At 40.4% G+C, this 23,699-nt stretch carries 14 protein-coding genes and 1 tRNA gene; 13 read left to right on the forward strand and 2 right to left on the reverse strand.

Annotation, left to right across the window (positions count from 1 at the left end):
* Positions 1-233: 233 nt before the first annotated feature.
* The 12 genes from J7K40_00135 to J7K40_00190 all read left to right on the forward strand — a co-directional run bounded on the left by J7K40_00135 (position 234) and on the right by J7K40_00190 (position 19,185).
* Complete coding sequence (locus J7K40_00135; protein MCD6160806.1) at positions 234-1,127, forward strand: HDOD domain-containing protein; 894 nt, start codon at positions 234-236, stop codon at positions 1,125-1,127.
* A gap of 123 nt (positions 1,128-1,250) precedes the next feature.
* Positions 1,251-1,324 (forward strand) — tRNA-Glu (locus J7K40_00140).
* A gap of 517 nt (positions 1,325-1,841) precedes the next feature.
* Positions 1,842-2,243 (forward strand): hypothetical protein, encoded by a 402-nt coding sequence (locus J7K40_00145; protein MCD6160807.1) that lies wholly within the window; start codon positions 1,842-1,844, stop codon positions 2,241-2,243.
* A 456-nt stretch (positions 2,244-2,699) separates the two neighbouring features.
* Positions 2,700-4,040: an NADP-specific glutamate dehydrogenase gene (gene gdhA / locus J7K40_00150; GenBank protein MCD6160808.1), complete on the forward strand. Its 1,341-nt coding sequence runs from the start codon at positions 2,700-2,702 to the stop codon at positions 4,038-4,040.
* A 321-nt stretch (positions 4,041-4,361) separates the two neighbouring features.
* Positions 4,362-5,003 carry a TetR/AcrR family transcriptional regulator gene (locus tag J7K40_00155; protein ID MCD6160809.1) on the forward strand — a complete coding sequence of 214 codons (642 nt, stop codon included), beginning with the start codon at positions 4,362-4,364 and terminating at the stop codon, positions 5,001-5,003.
* 72 nt (positions 5,004-5,075) lie between these two features.
* On the forward strand, positions 5,076-6,437 hold the full coding sequence (locus J7K40_00160) for a TolC family protein (GenBank protein ID MCD6160810.1): 1,362 nt from the start codon (positions 5,076-5,078) through the stop codon (positions 6,435-6,437).
* A 17-nt stretch (positions 6,438-6,454) separates the two neighbouring features.
* Positions 6,455-7,540: an efflux RND transporter periplasmic adaptor subunit gene (locus J7K40_00165; protein MCD6160811.1), complete on the forward strand. Its 1,086-nt coding sequence runs from the start codon at positions 6,455-6,457 to the stop codon at positions 7,538-7,540.
* A gap of 33 nt (positions 7,541-7,573) precedes the next feature.
* Entirely contained in the window at positions 7,574-10,624 is a 3,051-nt protein-coding gene (locus J7K40_00170; protein ID MCD6160812.1) for an efflux RND transporter permease subunit, read from the forward strand.
* Between the two features lie 373 nt (positions 10,625-10,997).
* The gene (locus J7K40_00175; GenBank protein ID MCD6160813.1) at positions 10,998-11,825 is read left to right on the forward strand and encodes a hypothetical protein; all 828 of its coding nucleotides are present in this window, start codon (positions 10,998-11,000) and stop codon (positions 11,823-11,825) included.
* A 59-nt stretch (positions 11,826-11,884) separates the two neighbouring features.
* Entirely contained in the window at positions 11,885-14,095 is a 2,211-nt protein-coding gene (locus tag J7K40_00180; GenBank protein MCD6160814.1) for a T9SS type A sorting domain-containing protein, read from the forward strand.
* Between the two features lie 241 nt (positions 14,096-14,336).
* Positions 14,337-17,942 (forward strand): hypothetical protein, encoded by a 3,606-nt coding sequence (locus tag J7K40_00185; GenBank protein MCD6160815.1) that lies wholly within the window; start codon positions 14,337-14,339, stop codon positions 17,940-17,942.
* Between the two features lie 196 nt (positions 17,943-18,138).
* Positions 18,139-19,185, forward strand: coding sequence for an acyltransferase family protein (locus J7K40_00190; GenBank protein MCD6160816.1), 1,047 nt, complete (start codon positions 18,139-18,141; stop codon positions 19,183-19,185).
* A 320-nt stretch (positions 19,186-19,505) separates the two neighbouring features.
* Here the strand turns inward: J7K40_00190 and J7K40_00195 are convergent, their stop codons facing one another.
* Positions 19,506-20,042 carry a 3D domain-containing protein gene (locus J7K40_00195; GenBank protein ID MCD6160817.1) on the reverse strand — a complete coding sequence of 179 codons (537 nt, stop codon included), beginning with the start codon at positions 20,040-20,042 and terminating at the stop codon, positions 19,506-19,508.
* A gap of 444 nt (positions 20,043-20,486) precedes the next feature.
* Here J7K40_00195 and J7K40_00200 point away from each other — a divergent pair, with 444 nt between their 5' ends.
* Positions 20,487-22,910 carry a S49 family peptidase gene (locus J7K40_00200; GenBank protein MCD6160818.1) on the forward strand — a complete coding sequence of 808 codons (2,424 nt, stop codon included), beginning with the start codon at positions 20,487-20,489 and terminating at the stop codon, positions 22,908-22,910.
* 286 nt (positions 22,911-23,196) lie between these two features.
* Here the strand turns inward: J7K40_00200 and J7K40_00205 are convergent, their stop codons facing one another.
* On the reverse strand, positions 23,197-23,586 hold the full coding sequence (locus J7K40_00205; GenBank protein ID MCD6160819.1) for a collagen-like protein: 390 nt from the start codon (positions 23,584-23,586) through the stop codon (positions 23,197-23,199).
* Positions 23,587-23,699 lie beyond the last annotated feature (113 nt).

Here is a 23,699-nt window from a genome sequence, read left to right on the forward strand (position 1 = left end):
GCTTTGCTCTATAGGGTTTATGAATAATATGGGTTGATAATATAATAATACTGAAGTAAATTAACATATTGACAATTACTTTTAGATAATATTAATAATACTGTAAACATTCAATTGAGTATGACGATATTGATTTTGTAAGCTCTATTTGTCAGCTATAAAGCACAAAACTGAGTGGCTTTAAAATAAGTAGAATAGAGTTACTAATTGAAAAAATACATATTGTGAGTACCATGCAACAAGTAGAAAAATTAAATACTAGTAAAATTCAGAGCATTGTGGATAAGGTTCATGATCTCCCTACTCCGCCCATAGTATTTACTCAGATTATTAAGGCTATTAATGACCCTAATACACCAATTGAAAAACTTGCTAAGATAATTTCTGAGGATCCGGCAATTACAGCTAAAATCCTGAAACTTACCAATTCGGCATTTTACGGAATTCCCAAAACAGTTGCCAATATCAATGAGGCTATCAAGATAATTGGTCTGGAGGCAGTAAAATCATTAGTAGTTTCAACTTCGGTATTTGGAATGTTTTCAAAAAATAAAAATATTTGTAATGATTATTTAGAGAGTTTCTGGAGACATTCATTATTAACAGGGTTTATGGCTAAAATATTAGTTAGCATTATTAAGGTCGATACTTTTGAGGAAGCCGAGATGTCATTTTTAGCAGGTCTCTTGCATGATATCGGAAAGCTGATAATCGCAATAAATATGGAAAAAGAGTACGCGGAAATTGAATCAATAATGACTAATGATAAGAGTCTTACGGCTGCAGATGCCGAAACCAAGGTATTAGAATTTACTCATGCTGATATTGGCGAATATCTTTTAAATGAATGGAATATACCGGATCAAGTTGGTAATTCAGTACTTTATCATCATGATAGCCGTATTGTTGAAACACAGCCGAAAGTTGCTCTTATCCATATTGCCGATTATCTGTCTCATGAAATGGAAGTTGTTGATGGTTGTCCCCAGAATTATTTGCCGCCTTCAGAAAAAACATGGAATTTATTGGGTTTGGATTCCCATAGACAGGCTGATTTTATAAGCCTATTACGTGAACAATACAATAAAGCAGAAACTTTTATGGAGATGACTCAGGGCATAGATTAATTTAGTGTATTGACTATACAGAAACGCTATTTACGACACCTGCCGGATAAAAACCTGGTGAAAAAATTCCTGAAAATATAAACTTGACAGCAACATATTTTCGTATATATTGACTTGGTCTTGGTCCCCATCGTCTAGCCCGGTTAGGACACTGCCCTTTCACGGCGGCAACAGGGGTTCGAATCCCCTTGGGGACGCTTTTTTGCTTCCCTTGTAAACCAATGACTTGTAACGATATTTAGCTGAATATTAGAGACGTGTGGGTTTTCTCGTGTCAAGTATCCTTGTATAATTATCAATAACTTACAACATATACTGCAACAATTTTGCCACAGTATTTCTACTGAAAATCCAGCTTATTTACTTCTTGTTTGTAAATGTTTAGAGACAGATGAGAGAATATCATTTCAAATTTTATTTAAATCAACTTAAGCTGCAAAACTAAAACCTGAAGTGTGAAACTACCTGCGAAATTATCCAAACTTGAACACCAATAGCAGTCATTGCTACGCCTCAGGCGGACGGTAGCTGCCGGGCAGTGGTGGTTAATTAAATACTTAGGAAAAATCAATTATTATTAAATATTATTTGCAAAAATCATAATATGATAGTATGAAAATAATAACAACCGATAAGGATAATTATTTTGATGAGGTGTTTAAATAACTTCATATTTACCAAATTAAATTTTAATTATTTAATCAAGGAGGTTAAATGAAAATAGTTGGCTACATGGGTGGAACAAACTCCGAAGTCATGACTAACCTTTTGCTTGAAGGTTATGAGACATTGCCGCTCTCGAACGGTTGGGATAACCATGGAAAATACCTGGCACATATTAACCGGAACGATAACATCTCACTGGTAGTTGGTTACCTTCACAAATTTATACCGGTTGCCAAAGAGTACAGTATTGGTGATATGCTGTCATCGCTAAAAATTTATAAGATACCTGTTGTTTTTATAATTCCCAAGTCCAAGCAAGCAAAAGCGAAAAAACTGCTATCCAGTAAAGGTGTTAGCTACAAATTTGCCGACCCATCTGAGATATCAGAGGTTGTTTTAAGCATGTTGAAACCTAAACGTAAGGCGAAGAAAAAAACTGGCAGAAAATAGAAAGCTCGTTAAGAGTATTCTAACATTAAGTAAATACTATAACCCCTTGCCGAAAAATTGTTTGCTTGGCAAAGGGTTTGTTAATTGTATCAGAATTACTTCCTTCCTTAAATCCCATTAATATCAATATTAATAATTCCGAATGATTTATAGCAGTTGTAGGTCTGACTGTAGGCTCGTCTGAGTTTTCCGCCTAAAGCAGGCCGCGGCAGGGGAGAAACCCAACGCCTTACTATAGCAATTTAGCGGGCAGTTAATTTCAATTTAAAATCAATAATAATGAGTTTATAGCAGAATTTTTTCTTGACTGTTATTTTAAGATGTGTATTTTATGGCGATTTGTGAAATTTTGAGTAAGCTAAGGATTGAGCAATTCGATCTTTGAAAAAACAGGTTTATGGTTAACTGAAAGCTGCATTTTCTTTTCAGGAAATCGGAAAATGCAAGGAGACTTAGATGTCCAACAAAGTCAATATTTTCATGGAAAAGATAATCGCCAAGAATCCTGCTGAAAAAGAATATCATCAGGCAGTACGAGAGGTGGTAGAATCTTTAGTGCCGGTGCTTGAAAGGCATCCAATTTATACTGAAATGAAAGTTCTGGAAAGAATTTGCGAACCGGAGCGGGTTCTAATGTTTCGGATTCCCTGGCTGGATGATAATCAGCAGGTTCAGGTAAACCGTGGTTTCCGGGTAGAGTTCAACAGCGCTATAGGACCCTATAAAGGCGGCTTGCGTTTTCATCCCACAGTTAACCTTGGCATATTGAAGTTTCTCGGGTTTGAACAGGTTTTCAAAAACAGCCTTACCACTCTGCCTATGGGTGGCGGTAAAGGCGGCTCTGATTTTGATCCTAAAGGGAAATCAGACAACGAAGTTATGAAATTCTGCCAGGCATTTATGAGCGAACTGTTCCGCCACATCGGACCTAATACCGATGTGCCTGCCGGTGATATTGGCGTCGGCGGACGTGAAATCGGCTATTTATTCGGTCAGTATAAAAAGCTTCGCAATGCATTCGAGGGCGTTTTAACTGGTAAGGGTTTGAACTGGGGCGGCAGTTTGATTTGTCCGGAAGCCACTGGTTATGGAGCCGTGTATTTCGCTGAAGAAATGTTAAAAACAAAAGGTGAATCTTTCGAGGGTAAGAAAGTGTCTGTCTCCGGCTCCGGTAATGTTGCCCAATACGCCACCCAGAAAGTTAATCAGCTTGGCGGCAAGGTAGTTACTTTATCTGATTCAAGCGGCTATATTGTCGATAATGATGGCATTTCCGGTGAAAAGTGGGATTTTGTTATGGAGCTTAAGAATGTTAAGCGCGGCCGTATAAAAGAATATGCTGACAAATTTGGCTGTGAGTACCATGAAGGCAGAGGCATCTGGAATGTGCCTGTTGATGTTGCCTTACCATGCGCTACCCAAAACGAGCTTAATGGCGATGATGCGAAAATATTAGTAGATAATGGCTGCAAATGCGTTTCTGAGGGCGCCAATATGCCGTCAACGCCTGAGGCTGCTAATGTCTTTATCGGCAAGAAGATTCTTTATGGCCCGGGCAAAGCCGCCAATGCTGGTGGTGTGGCAGTTTCCGGTTTGGAGATGTCTCAAAACAGTTTGCGTCTTAGCTGGACCCGTGAAGAAGTCGATGAGCGTTTACATGGAATTATGCACAGTATCCATAAGGCTTCCGTAGAGACCGCTGAGGAATATGGCACTCCCGGCAACTATGTCAATGGCGCTAATATTGCCGGTTTTTTGAAAGTTGCCGATACCATGCTGGATCAAGGTCTGGTCTAATATAAGGATTAACTAAGATTAAATCTTGGCTATTTGTTGCTTAAGGGGCGTTCGCTATGGGCGGGTACTCCTTCGCATTACTTTCATGTAAAACTTTAACAATTTCAAAGAAACTCCAATTAAATAACCACTTATAAATAGCCAACCGAACATTCGGCCGCATATAATTTTAAATAGATTCTATTATTTTTAATATTTTTATAAAAAAAGACTTGACACATTAAAGCTACGGGATTATACTGCGATATATAATATGACCAAAGGTCATAAATAAGACGGACGTTTAATCCGTCTCGTCGCCTGAAACCTAAGGAGCTTTTAATGGGAACTGCGGAAAGAAGAGAAAGAGAAAAAAAGAAAAGATCTAATGATATTCTGGATGCGGCTGAAAAAATATTTTTCGCAAAAGGAATCAGCAATGCCACTATGGATGATGTCGCCGAACAGGCGGAATTAAGCAAGGGAACGCTTTATCTTTATTTCAAGAGCAAGGAAGATTTATACTTAGGGATAAATCTGCGCGCCTTAAAAATAATTCAGGAAATGTTTAAAAATACGCTAACAGAAAAAATGACAGGGATTGAAAAAACTGTGGCTATTGGCCGAGCGTACTACAAATTTTACCAGACATATCCTGACTATTTTAATGCTTTAATACATTTCGAAGCCTTGGGAATTGATGTAAGCGATGGAGATTCTTTAGCTTTGCAGTGTATGAAAACAGGCAGCAGGGCTTTAGAAATTCTTTCTGATTCTATCGGGGAGGGTATTCAAGATGGCTCAATTCGGCCAGACCTTGATCCGGTAAAAACTGCCTATCTTTTATGGGCGCAGACTAATGGCGTAATTCAAATAATTATTAATAAAAGGAAATTTATTGAAGCATTTGAAAATTTCAATCCCGAGGAACTCATTACAGAGTTTTTCAAGCTATCAAATTATGCATTAAGGCCAAATGCTTAAAAGCAGGCAGATAATTAGAAAAAAGGAAATAAATTATGACAGCATATTATTTAAAAATTTTGGAGGCATATAATGATTAAAAGTATTTTTGCTGTTTTTATGCTTCTATTGCCAATCTCCGCTTACGGTACTGATGATATTCTTAATAAATTCATCGATGAAGCTATTGAAAACAATTTAGCTTTAAAACAGCAGGATTTTTCATTGCAAAAGAGCTTAGCGGCCTTACATGAGGCGCGCGGACTGTTTCTGCCCTCAATAGATGTTATAGCGCGGTATTCGAAAGCCGGAGGCGGCAGATCTATCGATTTTCCGATTGGCGATATTATCAATCCGATTCATCAGTCATTAAATCAGATTCTTCAAGAAGCGCGTTTCCCGGGCGATTTGGAGAATATCAATTCGCCTTTCATGCTGGAAAAGGAGCATGACACAAAAATCCAAATTACTCAACCCGTTTTTCAACCATTGATTTACTATAATTATAAAATAAAATCCAATTTATGCGATATTGAGAAATTATCAAAAAAAGCTTTTACCCGTCAACTGGCGGCGGATGTTAAGACCGCCTATTTCAACTACTTAAAAACAGTTCAAGTTGTTCAATTATATGAAAAAACAGAGGCTTTACTAAATGAAAATCTGCGAGTATGTGAGAAACTGTTTGAAAATCAGAAAGTTACCAAAGAGGCGGTTTTTAGGGCAAAAGCTGAGCTGAGCGAACTCGAACAAGGAAAATCAGAGGCAATTAAGAACAGGGATATGGCGGCGGCATACTTCAATTTTTTGCTTAACCGCCCGTTGAATAACGCCATTGAAATTATCAGTTCGGATCAATTGTCCGCAGATAATAAGCCGGAATTTACAAAGGCTGAATCGCTTGCTGTTGCAAATCGGGATGAGATAAAGCAGATGCAGACGGCCATCAAGGCGGCTAATAACGGCGCGAAATTGTCTAAAACGAAATTTCTGCCCGGCGTATCTTTTATTTTTGACTACGGCTTTCAGGGAGAAGAATACAGTTTCACTTCCGATGATGATTTCTGGATGGCTTCTATGGTTCTGCAATGGAATTTATTCAACGGACTTCAGGATAAATCAAAAGTCAATCAGTGTCAGGCGGAGAAAAGGAAATTGCAGGCACAATTAAAGGAGCTTGAGATACAGGTAATGCTGGAGGTTCGCAATGCCTATCTTAATATGGATGCGGCAAATAAAAGCATCATCGCCGCCAACGACAGGCAAAACAGCGCCCGAAAATCATTTGAAATTGTAAACAAAAAATTTCAGCAAGGCATGTCTCCGCAAATTGAGTTTTTGGATGCTCGGTCGGCAATGACCCGCGCTGAAATCAGTTATATCATTGTGCAATATGATTACCATATTCGCTATGCGGAATTGGAAAAAGCCTTAGCGCTTTATCCGGTGGATTAAATTGTGAGGAATAATAGATGTTTTTAAAATCATCAGCAGATAAAGGGCAAATTATGAAAAAGATAAAAGTAATCCAATTGATACTTTTGATAATTGTCGGCGCTGTTATTTATCAAGGATGCAGCTCGCAAAACGATGAAATTAAGATAAACGATGCTATCCCTGTTAAAACCAAAAATATCGCCCTTGAGGAAATTTCCATTCCCATTCATACCAGCGGGAAACTGCATTCTACGGCTGAGATAAAACTGTCATTTAAAGTTGGCGGCATTATCGACAATATATATGTTAATGAGGGACAGGCGGTAAAAAAGGGGCAATTGTTAGCGCGGTTAAAGCTGGATGAAATTAATGCTCAGGCTGTTCGCGCGCGAAGCGGCTTCGAGAAAGCGCAGCGCGACTATCAACGTGCAAAAAATCTATATGCCGACAGCGTGGCTACTTTAGAACAGATTGAAGATGCTGAGACTGGTCTTGATATTGCCCGGTCAAATTTGAAAATCGCCGAGTTCAATCTTAAGCATGCCGCGATTTATGCTCCGACTAAGGGGAAGATATTGAAGCGGTTCCCGGAGCAAAGTGAAATGGCTGCTCCGGGTAATCCTGTTTTTATCTTCGGTTCAAGCAATAAAGAATGGATTGCGCGCGCCGGAGTTATCGACAGTGATATCATCAGATTGAAAATAGGCGACTCCGCCAGCGTCTCTTTCGATGCTTATCCTGAGATAAGTTTCCCGGCTCGGGTTGCCGAAATCGCAGAATCGGCAGACCCTCTGAACGGAACTTATGAAGTTGAATTGACCGTTTCCCCGAATAAAAACAAGCTCGTTTCAGGTTTCACCGCTAAGATTGACATCTTTCCGGCAAAAAAACAGCCCTGCTATATTATACCTGCTGAAGCTCTCGTTGAGGCTGATGCAAATGAAGGATATATTTATGTTATAAACACATCGAATAATACTGCTAAAAAAGTTAATGTAAAAATCGGTTATATATTCGATGACGGAATCGCTATTGCATCCGGTCTGACAGATATACAAGCGGTTATTGCCAGCGGCGCTTCCTACTTGACGGATGGTTCTGCTATTAAAATAGTAAATTGAAATTAACCTGAATATAAACAGGGTGAAATAATAATGCGAATACCAAAATTGGCAATAGAAAATCATCAGTTCACTATAATGGTTGTAATCCTGCTCGTGCTGTCCGGGTTGGCATCGTTATTCACAATGCCGCGTTCGGAGGACCCCCAGGTATCTCCATCGGGAAGCAGCGTGATAGTGATATTTCCGGGAGCAAATCCTGCGGATATGGAGGAATTGATTGCTAATCCCATTGAGGAAGTAATCAATGAACTGGAGGATATTAAAAGGCTTACATCCGTTTCCGAAGATGGACTGGTAATTGTAGCCGTCGAATTTGAATCAGGAAGCAATTCTGATGATAAATATTCGGATGTAGTCCAGAAAGTAAACAGCATACGAAGCAAGCTTCCTGAAGAGATAGCCAGTTTGGAAATCCAGAAATGGACAATTTCCGATGTTTGCATCCTTCAAACAGCCATTATTTCGGATTCAGCCAGCTACCGAGAACTGGAATATGAAGCAGAACGGCTGGAGAAGACATTAGAAAAGGTTCCCGGTATAAAATATATTAAAACCTGGGCTTTCCCTCAGCAGGAAATTCGCGTATCGGTAGATTTGGAGAAATTAGCCCAGTATCGTCTTTCCTTAGAACAAGTGATTGGAGCTATCCAAAGCGTCAATGCCAACATCCCGGGCGGCAGCATCGATATCGGAATGCGAAAGTTTACTGTTCAAACAAGCGGCTCTTATCAGTCAATAGCAGATATCCGGAATACTATCGTCCATTCGTTAAACGGCAAGATTGTTTATTTGAAAGATATAGCGGATGTTGAATCATCTTATGAAGACAATAATTATTTTGCCAGAGTAAGCGGAAAACGAGCGGTTTTCGTTACGGCAAGTCAGAAAGAGGGCACAAATATTTTTGATGTTGCCGGCGGCTTAAAAGAAAAACTTACCAAATTCGAAAAACAATTGCCGCAGTCTATGCATCTCTATAATGTCTTCGACCAATCCCAAAGCGTATCCCATAGGGTTTACGGATTTTTCTCGAATTTACTGCAGGGACTCTTATTAGTCGGCTTAGTGGTGTTTTTGGCAGTGAGTGTGCGCGCCACAATTATCGTTATCTTGGTCATTCCTCTTTCTATCCTGATTGGTTTGGGGTTTGTTGATATAAGTAATTACGGACTCGAACAAATGTCCATCGCCGGTTTGGTTATCGCTTTGGGTTTACTGGTAGATAACGCTATTGTGGTAACAGAGAATATATCCCGCTTCATGAAAATGGGGCATAGCCCGAAAGAAGCGGCAATTAAGGGAACCAAACAGATAGGGTGGGCGGTAGTCAGTTCAACTGTCACAACAATCCTTGCATTTGTGCCGATAATCATGATGCAGAATATTACCGGAGATTTCATACGCAGTATGCCGGTTACTGTCGTTTACACGCTTGCGGCATCGTTGTTGTTATCTCTTACTCTAACGCCGTATCTATCCAGCAAGTTTATTAAAGTGGGCGACGATTTTAAGGAAAGCCGTATTCGGCAATCATTAAATAGCTTTATCGAAAAGTATTATCGGAAAAGCTTAAACCGGGCTTTAAGTCGTCCCAAGATGGCTGTTGTTGCAGCTTTGCTTATATTTTTATGTAGTTTAGCGCTATTCCCGGTTGTCGGAGTAAGCTTCTTTCCTAAGGCTGAAAAACCTCAGTTTATCATTAATATAGAAACGCCTAAAGGAACCAGTATTGATAAAACGGATCAAGTCGCTCAATATGTCGAATCGGCGCTGGCAAGGCGTGATGAAGTCAAACATTATGCAGTCAACATAGGGCACGGAAACCCAAGGATTTACTATAATGTGATGTCTAAGAGAGAACAGAGCAACTACTCCCAGGTTTATGTCGAGTTGAAAGAAAACGATATGCAGGTTCTTAGTGATATTACAGCTGAACTTCGCAGAGAATTTTCAGATTTCCCCGGCGCCAAAATTGAGGTAAAGGAATTTGAACAGGGTCCGCCTGTTGAAGCCCCTATTGCCATTAAGATAATAGGGAAGAACCTTGATATACTGAAAAATATTGCCCGTGATGTTGAACGGATGATAGCCGATGCACCCGGCACGATAAACATTGATAATCCCATGAATACATCAAAAACGGATTTGCATGTTAATATCAATCGGGCTAAAGCGGCGATGCTGGGGATTCCTTTGGTAAATATCGATAGAACTGTGCGCGCCAGTATTGCCGGTTTGTCTGTTTCGCAATACCGCGATGCGCGGGGTAAAGAATATGATATTGTTGTTCGACTGCCTTTTTCAGATAAGCCAACCGTATCTGATTTTGATAAGATTTATGTATCATCGCAGACAGGCGCTCAGGTTCCGCTGAAACAAATTGCCGCCATCGAATTCAAATCAACTCCACTGACAATCAATCATTTTAATCTCGAACGGAATGTTGCCTTAACGGCAGATGTTATGGGAAATATCTCCGTAGATAAAACAACTAAACAGATCATCGAAAAGCTAAAAAAATACAATTTGCCGCTAGGGTATCGATACTATATCGGCGGTGAAATAGAAAGCCGTGAGGAATCTTTCGGCGGGATGGCAAAGGCGGTGATTATTGCCTTAGCTGCAATATTTGCTGTGTTGGTTCTTCAGTTTCGATCTTTCTCGCAGCCGCTGATTGTCTTTTCAGCCATACCTTTAGCGATTATAGGTTCTGTCGCCGCCCTGTTTATTACCGGCAACAATTTTTCATTTACTGCCTTTGTAGGTATAACCAGTCTGGTGGGCATCGTAATAAATAACTCTATTATTTTAGTGGATTATACAAACCAACTGCGAAAAGACGGCAAACCACTGATTACTGCCCTAAAAGAGGCAGGAGAAATACGCTTTATTCCGATAATTCTAACCACTGCCACAACTGTTGGAGGTTTATTGCCTCTAACTCTGCGCGGCGGAACAATGTGGGCGCCGATGGGCTGGACTATCATTGGCGGTCTAATAGCATCGACATTTCTAACTTTAATATTTGTGCCGGTCTTATATAAAATATTCACACCAAATGCTGCTGCAAACAGTAAATGAAAGAGACGCAGGGATAATATAGCAATGTAAGTAAAATGTGTTGTTTTGATTATTAATATAATCACTTAATAGTCGGGGCTTTCCAGCCTCGACTATTTCCATGGTGTCGAAATAAATTTCAATATTACCTTTTGTCAACAAACTAAGGATGTATGCAATACGCCCTTACGCTTTGATGTATATCAAGTTAATTTTATTGTTAAAAAATCAACTGCAAAATCGGGATTTAACTTTTTGGGGAAGTCCCTGCAGTTATACTATTGACAAAAAATCATAACCGCATATATTATCTATGATTATAAAAAAATACTTGACAGTTTTTAAAAATAGTTTATATTTAATCATGATTTGTCACTAATAGTGGTTACAATAAATGAAGTTTGATGATATTAAATACAAGATGCTGGAATTAGGCTTGACCGACTATGAGTCTAAGGGCTATTTATCAATGCTTCGAAAGCATGATTTTACCGCTACCGAACTTTCGAGAATCTCCGGAATTCCCAGAACTCGAGTCTATGAAATAGTACAGAAATTGGTTCTGAAAGGATTATGTGTTGAAATCTTAGGCGGTATAAAAAAATATAAGGCTATTGCGCCCGAGATAGCTCTATCCAGATTGATAGAATACCAGAAAGCGGATTTTATTATTAAGGAAAACCTGGCAAAATCGATAACCTCAGTCCTGCAGAATGAATTTAAGAAAAACTCCAATAATAATGATCCATTAGATTATATCGAATTATTAAAAGACCCCAAACAGGTAGCGCAAAGGTTTATGGGTTTGGTAGAAACGGCCGAGAAAGAAATCCTGGCATTTGTCAAACCGCCATTTTCCAACCCGAAAAAGAAATTGGAAAAACAGACTTCCAAGGGAGTTGAAGCTATTGATAGAAATGTTACCTGTAAAGCGTTGTATGAAATAAGCAAAGACAAACAAGAGATTGAATGGCAATATAATCAAATAGATATTGCCGCAAAAGCGGGCGAATATTCACGTGTTATTGAGAGCTTGCCCCTAAAGCTTTCTATTTTTGATGAAAGCAAGGTAATATTTGCTATGGAAGATTATCATCCTTCTGAAAGCCGTCAAACCTCGCTGGTTATAGAACATCAAGCTTTGGCTAAAAGCTTAAAGATCCTTTTTGAAACGTTATGGGAAAAAGGAAGGGATTATAAAGAATTGTTGAAACTTATATAGTTAATGATAAAGTGTTTTGAGGTGTTTTAAGTTTAAAAGATATTTTAACGAGGTGTATTATGAATAAGCGATTATTAATTGCCATAGTTCTGCTTGTTTGTTCGAGTTCAGTATTATTTGGACAGGCCAACTATGGTTTCGAATTAATCAGCCGCGCTGTTCCCGGAGAATCGGAAACGGTTTTTGCGGTTGATAACCTTTGCTATGTTGGTGCAGGGAATACCCTGCAAATACTTGATGTAACCGATCCGGCATCGCCTATTTTGCAGGGTCAGTTTGCGCTTCGGACTCTGATTGAGGATGTTTACATAAAAGATGGTTTGGCTTACATCGCTAATGATGATGACGGCTTGATAATTGCAGATATAAACTTACCTTCTCAAACCGAAATCCTTAGCCGGATGCAATTCTCTGACGGCGCTTTTGGTATATATGTAGATGGTAATTATGCTTATGTTACCGCTGTAAATGCGGGGTTTAATATAGTTGATATTTCCGACCCTTATCACCCTGCTTTAAGAAGTACCTTCATGGTAGATTGGGCGGCGCTCAATGTTGATGTGCAGGATTCTATTGCCTGTATAGCCTGCGGTTATGGCGGGCTTTACATTATGAATATATCCGACCCCGAATTTCCATATCAGACAGGGTTGATAGATACGCATAACACCTGGGCTTATGATGTTAAAATCGAGGGCGATTATGCCTATATGGCTTATTCTCTATATGACGGCGGCGGCGGACTTAAAGTAGTTAATATCTCGAACCCTTATGTTCCTTATGTTGAAGGGGATTATTCAGCTGGAACCGAAATAAGACGAATTGATTATTCCACCGAGTGTGTGTTTGCCGCTTCCAGATTTGGCGGCATGACAGTTATTGATGTCGCTGACCCGGGCAACCCTCATCCGATTGGCGGCTATCCTCATGCATATGCCAAAAATATTGCCTATTGTAATGATAATATATTTCTTTCTTGCGGTGAAGACGGACTTATGATTTTCAATGCTCCTGATTTGCATTTTCCAACTCTTGTGTGCGAATATCCTACATTCAGCTCCTGCTATGATGTGACTGCAGCCGGGGATTATGTCTATGTGTCTGAAAAACCATCGGGATTAATAGCTATCGATATATCAAATCCAACTACGCCGATGGTTACTTACAGCCATAATTTCTATTTTGAAGATGGCGAATACGGCGGCATCTCGCCATCGGTAAGTGTTGTTGATGACAAATTATATATTCCCAGTTACAGAGACTATTTAGGCGGCGACCACGATTTCCGAGTTTACGGCTTGGAAAACCCTGCTCAACCTGAGTCTCTCGGAATTTATAACGATTTGAATATGGGACCCAGGGGGCATGTTGTTATAGATGATATCGCTTATTTGGGAAACAGCGGTACTTTAAAAATTCTGGATGTTAGAAACCCTGACAACATAGAACTTATTAACTCTTTTTACGGCGATTGGGATTCTGCCTATCGTATGGAGATGGTCGGCGATACTATGTATCTTGCCACAATGGAAACCGGTTTGTGTATACTTGATATTTCTAATAGCGGCTGGCCTGTGGAAATCGGCGGATTCGAAACCGAAGGCGAAGCATTTGCCGCGGCTTACTATGACAATCATGTCTATTTAGCCGATTGGGATCAGTGTTTGAGAATAATAAATGTGGAAAACCCGGAAGCCCCGTATGAGGTTGGCAGCTATGGCGTTGGCTTATATGAGGACTGCGTAAATGTCGCTATTATGGATGACCGAACAGATCCTTATGCGATAGTATGTTTTGATGATGAAGTCGTTGCTCTTGATATAACCGATCCCGCCAATCCTATCGAAGTTGGCTATTATTACACCAGAGACCCGCGCGGTTTATTTATACAGGGCGATACGGTTTATGTGGCTGATAGAGACTATGGCTTATATGTATTGAAATTATTTGGTCATGTGGATGTTCCGGAAAGCGAAGCGGCTGAACTTCCAAACGATATCTTCCTTGCCCAGAATTATCCAAACCCGTTTAATTCATCTACGATTATCAAATTTATAATGCCCGAAGAGGGGCTGGTTTCAGTCGATGTCTTTGATATTGCCGGTCGAAAAATAACCTCTGTATTTAACGGCAATGCTCAATCGGGAACTAACAGTGTTATTTGGGATGGCAAAGATAATTCCGGTCAAATGGCAGCCTCCGGCGTCTATTTCTACCGGATAACAGCAGCTGGAAAAACATCAGCGAAAAGGATGACTTTTGTAAAGTAAAAAATGTAATGAGAAATATTGCTTGGTCATAATATTATTTAATGATTTAATAATATGTCCAACTCAAGGAGGTAGTTAAGAAAAGGTATTATAGAATTTTGATAATTTGAAATGTTAAAAAAAATTAGCGGAAATCAGGGAAGCTAATTTGCGCCGGGAATAGGAAATTCAGGAAAATAAATTCCCGGAACTATCCAGAAATGGATAACTAAAATTTACTTCAATTTGGAGGATTTGAAAAATGAAAAAATTACTAATAACAGGCGCTGTATGCCTGCTATTAATCGCAGCAACAAGCATTGGTCATGCTGATGTGATAATGTCTGAGGATTTCGAATCGGGTTTGCCGGTTACTTGGACTGTTGTTGACAGCTCTTGGGACACCGACAGCAGCCAAGCGGCTGGCGCTGATACCTATACTTGGGTTATAGACAGCAGGTCGCTTAGCCAAATGGACGGCGATTTTATGATATACGATTCGGATGACTGCTGTCCGGCTATTGCCCGCGATCAATTGATAACTCCGATTATTGATTGTTCCGGTTATAGCAGCGTAACACTTGATTTCAGCTGTCACTATCGCTACAGCTGGAGCGGGAGCGGCGATGTGGATATCCGCATAAGCGGCGGCGCCTGGCAGAATGTTGCTCATTATTCAGGCTCTGACAATATCCAGGAAGTCTCTATTGATATATCCTCATATGCTGATGATCAGAGTTCAGTGGAAATCCGCTGGTATTATTATGACGCTCAGTGCGATTATTGGTGGGGTGTCGATAATGTTGAAATTACGGGAACTACTATTATTGCTGATGATATTGCCGCTATCTCAATTGACGAACCTTCCGTGGTTATGTTTGTTGATTCTCCCTACACACCTAAGGTAACCGTGGAAAATGTAGGCTCAGCCGCTCAGACTTTCGACCTGCATCTCGTGATTGAAAATACTGTTCTTCTGGCAATAGTATATGACCAAACCGTTACCAGTATTGCGCTGGATCCGTCTGCATCTACTCAGGTTGTCTTTACTCCCGATTTCACTCCGACAACGGAAGATGATTATACGTTTACAGCCGCAGTTGTAAATACCGGTGATGGAGACGCATCTAATGATACTGTTGCTGCGGTCATCACCGCTTACCAGCATTATTGCGAAGGCGGTCCGGATACATACGGCAACTTCTGGAAAGACAATACTGTTGTCGGCGGACCGACATTCAGCTATATCGATATTACCGGTACGGGCACACCTGTTGGCAATGGCGATGATACAGGCTACGGGCCTTTCCCTATTAATTTCTCATTTCCCTTCTATGGAGTTTCATATACTAATGTGAATTTTAATACAAACGGTCTTATTACTCTAACCGCGACAACCGGAACTCGCTTTAACTATTGTCCTATTCCGGGTGCAGGAGACGCCGATTACTTTATTGCCCCGTTCTGGGATGATTTGAATATGCTAACCTCAGACGGCGCTAATATTTACTACCAGTATTTCGATGATGATGTCGATTATTTAGTTCTTCAGTGGCATAATTTCATCATTTACGGCGAATCTGGCGACCCCATGGATATGGAAGTTATTCTTTTTGAGGATGGCGAAATTCTTTTTCAATACAATTATATCAACGACCTCGATGATGGTCATGGCGAGGCGGCAACTGTCGGTATAGAACAGGATGCAGGCGACGGCTTATCATATCTTTGCATGGATGACCATCCGGGCAACAGGCTCTATTCAGGTCTGGCTATCCTCTGGTCTCCTCCTTTAGTCGATCATGATGCGGGTGTAGCCTCAATTGACAACCCGACCGCTCCGCTTGTTGCTGTTGGCGTAAGCTGCGATGTAACCGCGACAATTACCAATAATGGCAATTACGGAGAAACTTTTGATGCATTTCTTGATATTCAGAATTCCTCTGCAGTTACCATATTTGCTGATACCGTGAGCTTAACGATTGCGGCTGATGATGACGACCAGGCTGTTTTCGACAGTTGGGTAATTGACGTTGCGGATGACTATACAATTACCGTATCAGTTGATTTAACAGGCGATGAAGTTCCCGGCAATGATGAGCTTTCCGCGCCGATTAAGGCAGTAAGCACAGTTGCTATGCCGGTTGCTCAGGATTTCGAGGGCACTTTCCCGCCGGTGGGCTGGACAATATTTGATTTTGGCGGCGAAGATCCCTGGAATGTTAGTACCAGCCAATATCGCAGTCCTACTCATTCAGCCCTGTCAAAATATGACTGGATGGATGATGCCGATGACTGGTTTGTAATGGCGCCGATTGATATGTCGGCTGGCGGCAGCATAAGCTGGCAGTTTTACGAGCAGGATTCGGAATATAATTCGTTTGCCGATAATGGCTTGAGACACACTCTTTATGCCTGCGCAGGCGATTATTTCGATCCCGCCACAGCTGTTCCGTTTGTAATTCATACTCCGGCAGATCATACTATTAACGATTTTGGCGGCGACCCTGTTGATTTGGATATAAGTTCATTAGGCGGCAACAGTCATGTCTGGCTAGCTTACCGCTTTGAAAATGCCAGACAAACTGAATACTGGTGGATTGATGATGTCAACATTTTCAGTGTTCCTAATGCTGATGTTGGCGTCTATTCTATCGATTTGCCTTTTAGGGCCATTGTTGAAAACTGTGATTCACCAGTGGAAGCAACTGTTAAAAATTATGGCCTCTTAGCGCAATCCTTTGATGTGAATGTTACTATTACCGGCGACGTTCTTGGTGAAGTTTACAATCATACCGTTAATGTAGCCAATCTTGATCCTGATGCCAGTTTAGCTGTAGCATTTCCCGTTTTTGTCGAACCACAGGTTGATATATACACAATAGATGCGGCAACTTTATTGCCTGCCGATGAAAATACTTCCAACGATGCTAAGTCGAAAGCGACTTATGCTAACACTGTAGTTGACCACAGATGGGATGATGATGAAGCAGATGGATCGTCAACGCCATTTCCTTTAGATAACTCTATGTCGGCTGTTAAATATACTCCGCTTGCCAGCGACTTTACTATTTTAAGCGGCAGTATTTATATCTATGAAATGTCGGGAGACCCAAGCGAATACGCCGAATTTGAATGGGTGAAAATCTGCCCCGATTTGGCGGGCGCGCCTGATATTGATAATCCTTATGGCACGATTGAGCATGTTGGTACATACGAATCAAACGTTCCTGTATTATTACCGATTGATATTACCGATGTTCCGGTAACGGGCTATTCTGGCGATATCTGGATTGTGGCAAAATACTGGGATAGTTCTGATGATTTCTTATGTATTGGCATAGATGATGATGATCCTGATGGATATTCGTATTACACAAGTGGGGCTACTCCTCCGAATTGGCAGTTGTCTGAAACTCGGGATTATATAATGCGCATTACTGTCGAATACGAACCATGCGGCGGCGGCCCGGATTGCTACGAATACATGGCTGGCGATGTTAACCAGTATTTAGGTCTTTGGATACCAAGGGTAATCGGCGGCGATGTTACCTTCTTGGTTAACTACTTCAAGGGTTCGCCTGCTTCGGTTCCTTGCATGATGAATAATCCATCGGCTAGTCAACCATATTTCTGGGCATCGGCGGACGCCAATGGTGACTGCATAGTGATGGGCAGCGACGTGATCAAGCTTGTGGGCTATTTCAGGGGCGCCCAGGATATATCGTGGTGTGCTGATTACCTGCCTTGCTGGCATCCTGTAGATCCAGCTTTCGATCCTCCACCGGCAACAGCGCCATCAGGTTGGCCGAATTGTGCAACACCACCGGTTCAAGGTAAAGTTATTTCAACTGATTCCTCCAAATAGATTTTACTATTCTAACAAAAAAAGGCGGTCGCAGGGCCGCCTTTTTTTATTGTGATAATTTGATTTTATTTGACAACAACACATAATATTTGCTAAACTAAAAATGAAATGATTATTGCCGTGGATGGCGTATGTCCTCGTGTGCCAATTAAATTTCATTGTTTCATGGAAATCTGAAAAAACCGAAAGAACAACTATGGCAAGAGAAGCTCCCGTCGATATCGCCAAAGGCATCGGTATTATACTCGTTGTCGCCGGTCACACGATAATCGGATTTGGCAGTCAGCATGAACATTTGTATAATTTCACACATTCGTTTAATATGCCATTGTTTTTAGGAATATCCGTTATATTTATCTCGAAGAAACGTAGTATTAGCGCGTTTTTTAATTCCAAGTTTAAGCGGTTTGTAATTCCCTTTCTCAGCTGGGTAGTTGTTTATGCGATATTATCAAATTTAATGAACTATATTAAAGTCCAACTGCAATCGGTTGTTGTTATAAATGAAGCGATAACATATCATGCATTAAATGAATACTTAATGATCCCATTCTTAGGGAATTGGATATCGTTGAAAAATGCCGGTTTGTATGTCGAATTATGGTTTCTTCCAGCAGCATTTAGTTTAGCGCTACTATTCAGGTTTATATTGGAATTGGATTTTAAAAATAACAAAATCATTATTGCTATCGTAAGCATAATAGCGTCATTATTAATGGTATATTTTAATAATCTTTATAAACTGCACAATATGATACCCTGGGGCATAGATATAGCGATAACCTGTTTGCCATTTTATTATCTTTGTCAGTTTAGAAAAATATTCTATAAGCTTAATACTATATTCATTCCAATTCTAATTATATTAATCGTAATACTTACATATCGCATGCCTGTTGGTATTGCAGGTATGATAATTGATAATTATTTCAGATTTATACTTGCTGCCAATTTGGGAATAATCCTTGTTTTTTGTGTTTCAAGCAAATTAGCAACTTTTAGAATTAGTAAAATACTAACTAAAATTGGCTCCAGATCTTATTTAATATTCACCTTACAAGGAGTAGTATTTTTATTCTGGCGTCCTTTAGCCAGCAGGATTTCCATATTATCAAACGATGACTTATTTAACGCTGTTTTATTTATATTAGGCTTAACTATTCCCTATTTTCTCTATCCAGTCGTTGATAAATTTAAAGTATCGAGATTTCTATTATTAGGAGCAGATAAGAAATCATCGTGATATAGATGCGATGACATTTCGGGAGATACCCTTTTAGCAGCATGTCGGCGCACGGGGACGTATGCCAGCTACAAATTTATACTTGTCTATAAAAAGTCTATTAGGGGCTAATATCAAACCTGTTAAGCTAAATAAACGAGTAATGATTCGTGAATAATACAAGTTAAGGCAAGTTTTCATAATGAAAAAACACAGCAATAAAAAACCAGCCTGCCGCGATTATTATCGCAACAAGCCGGAAAGGGTGATTTATATTAACGGCAGACAATATAAGTAATTCGCGTTAGCCTGCCGGATAGCGAATTTATCTTACCACTAAATTAACTTTCATCAAAAACGGAAGGATTATCCAACCGGGCTGTTTTCATCTCAATGACGACATCATTAATCGGGGGAAGAACCCAGACCTGACGAGATTGTTTTCCCCACCGCATTGCCTCAGGACGAGTATGGACGCAGATATCGAGGCGGTTGCCTATTATCATATTGCCGGTATCCTCGGCTTTCCACCAGCCTAAACCCTCGATATAAAGCCATGTCCCAATCGGCACAACTTTTGGGTCAACCGCTACAGTATGGTATGGCTTAGCCGGCGCTCCCGAAAAAGTAATGCCGTGAAACCTGTTCTCGTACTCATCAATGGCAAGATAAGCGGTTACAACAAATGTATCAGGCATAGTATAGCCAAGCTGATTCATATATTCAACTATTGTCGGGACGCCGTACGGCTCCGTATTTTCACTGTATTTTGGCTCAGTGTTGTCGTTAAAGCTCAAAATAATTGCCAGCGCTAATAAATATCGCCACATAACTGCTCCAACATTTACAACCAGGTTAATTACCTGATTGTTTCTCATTACTCAGTTCCAAGCAATTAAAGCATTATCTATGCCAATATGTTAATATTTTAAACAATATTTAAAATACAATTAGATATTTATTAAAATATGACAATTAAACATAATTCGAAAGCAGATTCTGCTAACATCCAAAAACTCAATTAGTTAACTGTTTGGAATTCCCGAAATTGTATTTCCCGAAACATCTATATACTAAAGAATACGAATATGAATTGCTATAATAAATCTAAAGATATTATTCCTATCCTAATAATAGGCAAAAAGATGCAAAATATAGTAAGTTGTTTTCACATTTGATAAAAATGCCTTGCTTTTTTAAGAAACATACATCATTATCATCCGTAAGGAAATGTGTAATATTTAAACTTTGGAGATCCGCATTGATGGGTTTTTTAACCATCTATTCATTAACGGAATCAATAACTTAACAAGGGAGAGGATATGCACTTAGTCCGGTATTTATTATCTATTCTAATGAGTATGGCTTTTTGTGTTATAGCTTATAGCCAGGGAATTCCATCATTTTATAGCCAGAATGATTTTCTTCAAGCCTCGCCAAGTATATTTAATTATGGATTGTCAGGTTTTAGCAATCCCGCCAATCTGGCATACCTGAAAAACGGCGATTTCCGCTATTATCAATCTACCGACGGCACTGATATGGCATCAAGGAAAAATTGGGGAATATTCGCCTCCGGTCCCGGTTTTGGTTTTGGCGCGGTTCATCAGAAATTTGGCGATTATAAGAACACTGATTATCGTATTTCGCTCGGTTTCGGCGATGATAAAGGCGCGGTAGGTTTCGGCTATGGCTGGTCGAATGCTAATATCGATAGCTTAGAGTCTGAAAAGATATTCAAAAGCAGTATGATAATGAGGCCGGTCAAATATCTGTCAATTGGATTAACCGGCGATTTTTCATTCGAAAGCAAAGCCCGTCAGGGAGTAGCTGAAATAGGCATTCGCCCGCTGGGCACATCCCGTCTGACGCTGTTTGCCGATATGGCTATGCAAAAAGATACCAAATTCAAGGATGCGCCCTGGAGCGCCGGCGCTGTAGTGGAAGTCGTTCCGGGCATTAATATATCCGGCAGATACTTTGATAGTGAGGCTTTCACTGCCGGTTTAAGTGTCGAGTTTGGCAAGGGCGGTATCGCCAGCCAATTGCATTTTGATGACAGCCAGGAACATTCGTATTCCAGCTATTCAATACGGCTGGGAGACATCAAACCGAGCATCTTCAACAATTATATAGGCAAAGAATCCAAATATTTGAAAATGAAACTTAAAGGCAGGTTAAATTATCAGAAATACGCATTTTTCGATAAGAACAGCCAGCGTTTCATGGATATCCTTCAGGATATAAAGGCGGCATCTGATGACCCGCGTATATCTGCTATCGCCTTGAATCTATCAGGTATGAGAGTTGTTCCCGAACATGCTTGGGAAATCCGCGAGGAGTTGAAAAATGCGCAGGCTAAGGGTAAAACCGTAATCATCTTTATCGATAATGTCTCCATGACAATCTACCATCTGGCCAGCGTTGCCGATAAAATTGTTTTAGACCCAGAGGGGATAATTTACCTTATGGGCTATTCGCTCAGTAATACATATTTCAAAGGTACCCTTGAGAAGCTGGGGCTTGCTTTTGATGAGTGGCGGTTTTTCAAATACAAATCGGCGGCAGAGGCGTTAAGCCGCGACAGCATGTCTGAAGCTGATAGAGAACAGCGTCAAGATTATGTTGATGACTTATACGAGACGGCGCGTGATGAAATATGTAAATCGCGCTCGATAACCTCAAGCAAATTTGACCATTTAGTGGATGAACAGATTATTTTTCTGCCGAATACAGCTATTGAAAACGGTTTGGTTGATACCTTAGCGAGATGGTCGGATATCGCTAAAGTGATAAAAAACCTTACCGGTAAAAAGCTAAGCGCGATATCCTCAGGCAAGCTTTTGGCGAATGCTTTGCCGTCATCAGAATGGGGACCCAAACCTGTGATTGCGGTTGTTTATGGTCTCGGCATTTGCGCGATGGATTCCGGCATCAAGGCGCGATGGTTAGAGAATGTGTTCTTAAAGCTAGCGAAAAACAAATCGGTCAAAGCTGTTGTATTCAGAGTGGATTCACCGGGCGGGGATGGCATGGCCAGCGATCTCGTGGCGGAGGCTTTGAAAAAATGCGCCGAAAAGAAACCCGTCATTATCAGCCAGGGGCAGGTTGCCGGTTCGGGCGGCTACTGGATTTCGATGTATGGCGATGAGATAGTCGCCGGACCGAATACAATCACCGGCTCTATCGGCGTTATCGGCGGCTGGATTTATGATAAAGGTTTTGGCGATAAGCTGGGCATGACCTCCGATTTGGTGCAAAGAGGCAAACATGCCGACCTTGGAAAAGGCGTCAATCTGCCGTTTATCAATATGACCGTACCAGCGCGCAATCTTACCCAAGATGAGCGGGGAATTGCCGAGAAATTCATCAAAGAATTTTACGAAATATTTGTAGCAAAAGTAGCAGCCGGGCGAAATATGTCTGTCGATGAGGTCAAAGAAATTGCTCAGGGGCATTTCTATTCCGGCCTTGACGGTAAGAAAATCGGTTTAGTCGATGAAGTAGGCGGATTGTTTACTGCTATGGCGATAGCTATGGAAAAAGCCGGTTTACAGCCCGATCAGGAAGTTGATATTCGCGAAATCCCCAAGCATAAAGGCCTATTCTATTTTAAAAGCCCGATGCCATTTACGGGTGTCAATCTCGATTATGACCCTGTTTTCAGATATATCCGCATGATTAGCGACCATAATGGCAAGCCATTGCCGATGTTGACGCCGGGGACTTATCCGGAGGTTGAGTAGCGGAAACAGGGGAGACCCTTTAAGAACGATAAGTTTGGCTATAGGCTTATCCGAGCTGCTTGGTTCAGACAAGACGTCACGAAAAGGCAGGAGTCGGTTCGCCGCGGCGACCTGCCCTACTTGGTTGACGCATCAAAAACTGCATATTATCACCAGTTGATGCACGAGGACGTACACCAACCACATATAACTCATTATTCATTGTTAATTATTCATTATTAATTAATTTTACCCCCTTTTTTATGATTTGCGAACTATAAGATTAGTGTTTAGAAAATATTATTAGTTAGCTTTGACTATTTTCTATTACCATAACCATATAATCCCATCCCATATAATCACCATATGGATCGTAAATATATAATACCCCATTCCCCATTTGAAATTCACTTAAAAATCCCCATGCATAAGGTCCAGCATCTGGAGAAATATAAACTTGCGTAATAGCATCTTCTTGAAAATTTGTGTTATATAAATCAATACAATTACCATTATAATCACCTACAGAAACTACTCCCACTACATATGTTATTACAGCACCGTCATCTCCATCAGTTCCAGGTATTCCTTGCGGTCCTTGCTCACCTTGCATTCCTTGAGGTCCCACTGGACCTTGTTTACCTTCACAAGCAAACATTATAAGACATAACATTACTGCCAATAACACTCTTTTCATTATACTCTCCTCAAAAAATAAATTATAAATTTAGCCAATAAATATAATACAACCCTCAATTAAATACCCCCGGCAGGGCTCGAACCTGCTACCCTCTGCTTAGAAGGCAGATG

It is taken from the genome of Candidatus Zixiibacteriota bacterium (assembly GCA_021159005.1).
Classification (GTDB): domain Bacteria; phylum Zixibacteria; class MSB-5A5; order UBA10806; family 4484-95; genus JAGGSN01.

Coding starts and splice junctions, on each gene's coding strand:
- J7K40_00190 (MCD6160816.1), top strand. CDS start 18,139: ATGGCAAGAGAAGCTCCCGTCGATATCGCCAAAGGCATCGGTATTATA.
- J7K40_00145 (MCD6160807.1), top strand. CDS start 1,842: ATGAAAATAGTTGGCTACATGGGTGGAACAAACTCCGAAGTCATGACT.
- J7K40_00135 (MCD6160806.1), top strand. CDS start 234: ATGCAACAAGTAGAAAAATTAAATACTAGTAAAATTCAGAGCATTGTG.
- J7K40_00205 (MCD6160819.1), bottom strand. CDS start 23,586: ATGAAAAGAGTGTTATTGGCAGTAATGTTATGTCTTATAATGTTTGCT.
- gdhA (MCD6160808.1), top strand. CDS start 2,700: ATGTCCAACAAAGTCAATATTTTCATGGAAAAGATAATCGCCAAGAAT.
- J7K40_00155 (MCD6160809.1), top strand. CDS start 4,362: ATGGGAACTGCGGAAAGAAGAGAAAGAGAAAAAAAGAAAAGATCTAAT.
- J7K40_00195 (MCD6160817.1), bottom strand. CDS start 20,042: ATGAGAAACAATCAGGTAATTAACCTGGTTGTAAATGTTGGAGCAGTT.
- J7K40_00175 (MCD6160813.1), top strand. CDS start 10,998: ATGAAGTTTGATGATATTAAATACAAGATGCTGGAATTAGGCTTGACC.
- J7K40_00160 (MCD6160810.1), top strand. CDS start 5,076: ATGATTAAAAGTATTTTTGCTGTTTTTATGCTTCTATTGCCAATCTCC.
- J7K40_00200 (MCD6160818.1), top strand. CDS start 20,487: ATGCACTTAGTCCGGTATTTATTATCTATTCTAATGAGTATGGCTTTT.
- J7K40_00170 (MCD6160812.1), top strand. CDS start 7,574: ATGCGAATACCAAAATTGGCAATAGAAAATCATCAGTTCACTATAATG.
- J7K40_00180 (MCD6160814.1), top strand. CDS start 11,885: ATGAATAAGCGATTATTAATTGCCATAGTTCTGCTTGTTTGTTCGAGT.
- J7K40_00185 (MCD6160815.1), top strand. CDS start 14,337: ATGAAAAAATTACTAATAACAGGCGCTGTATGCCTGCTATTAATCGCA.
- J7K40_00165 (MCD6160811.1), top strand. CDS start 6,455: ATGTTTTTAAAATCATCAGCAGATAAAGGGCAAATTATGAAAAAGATA.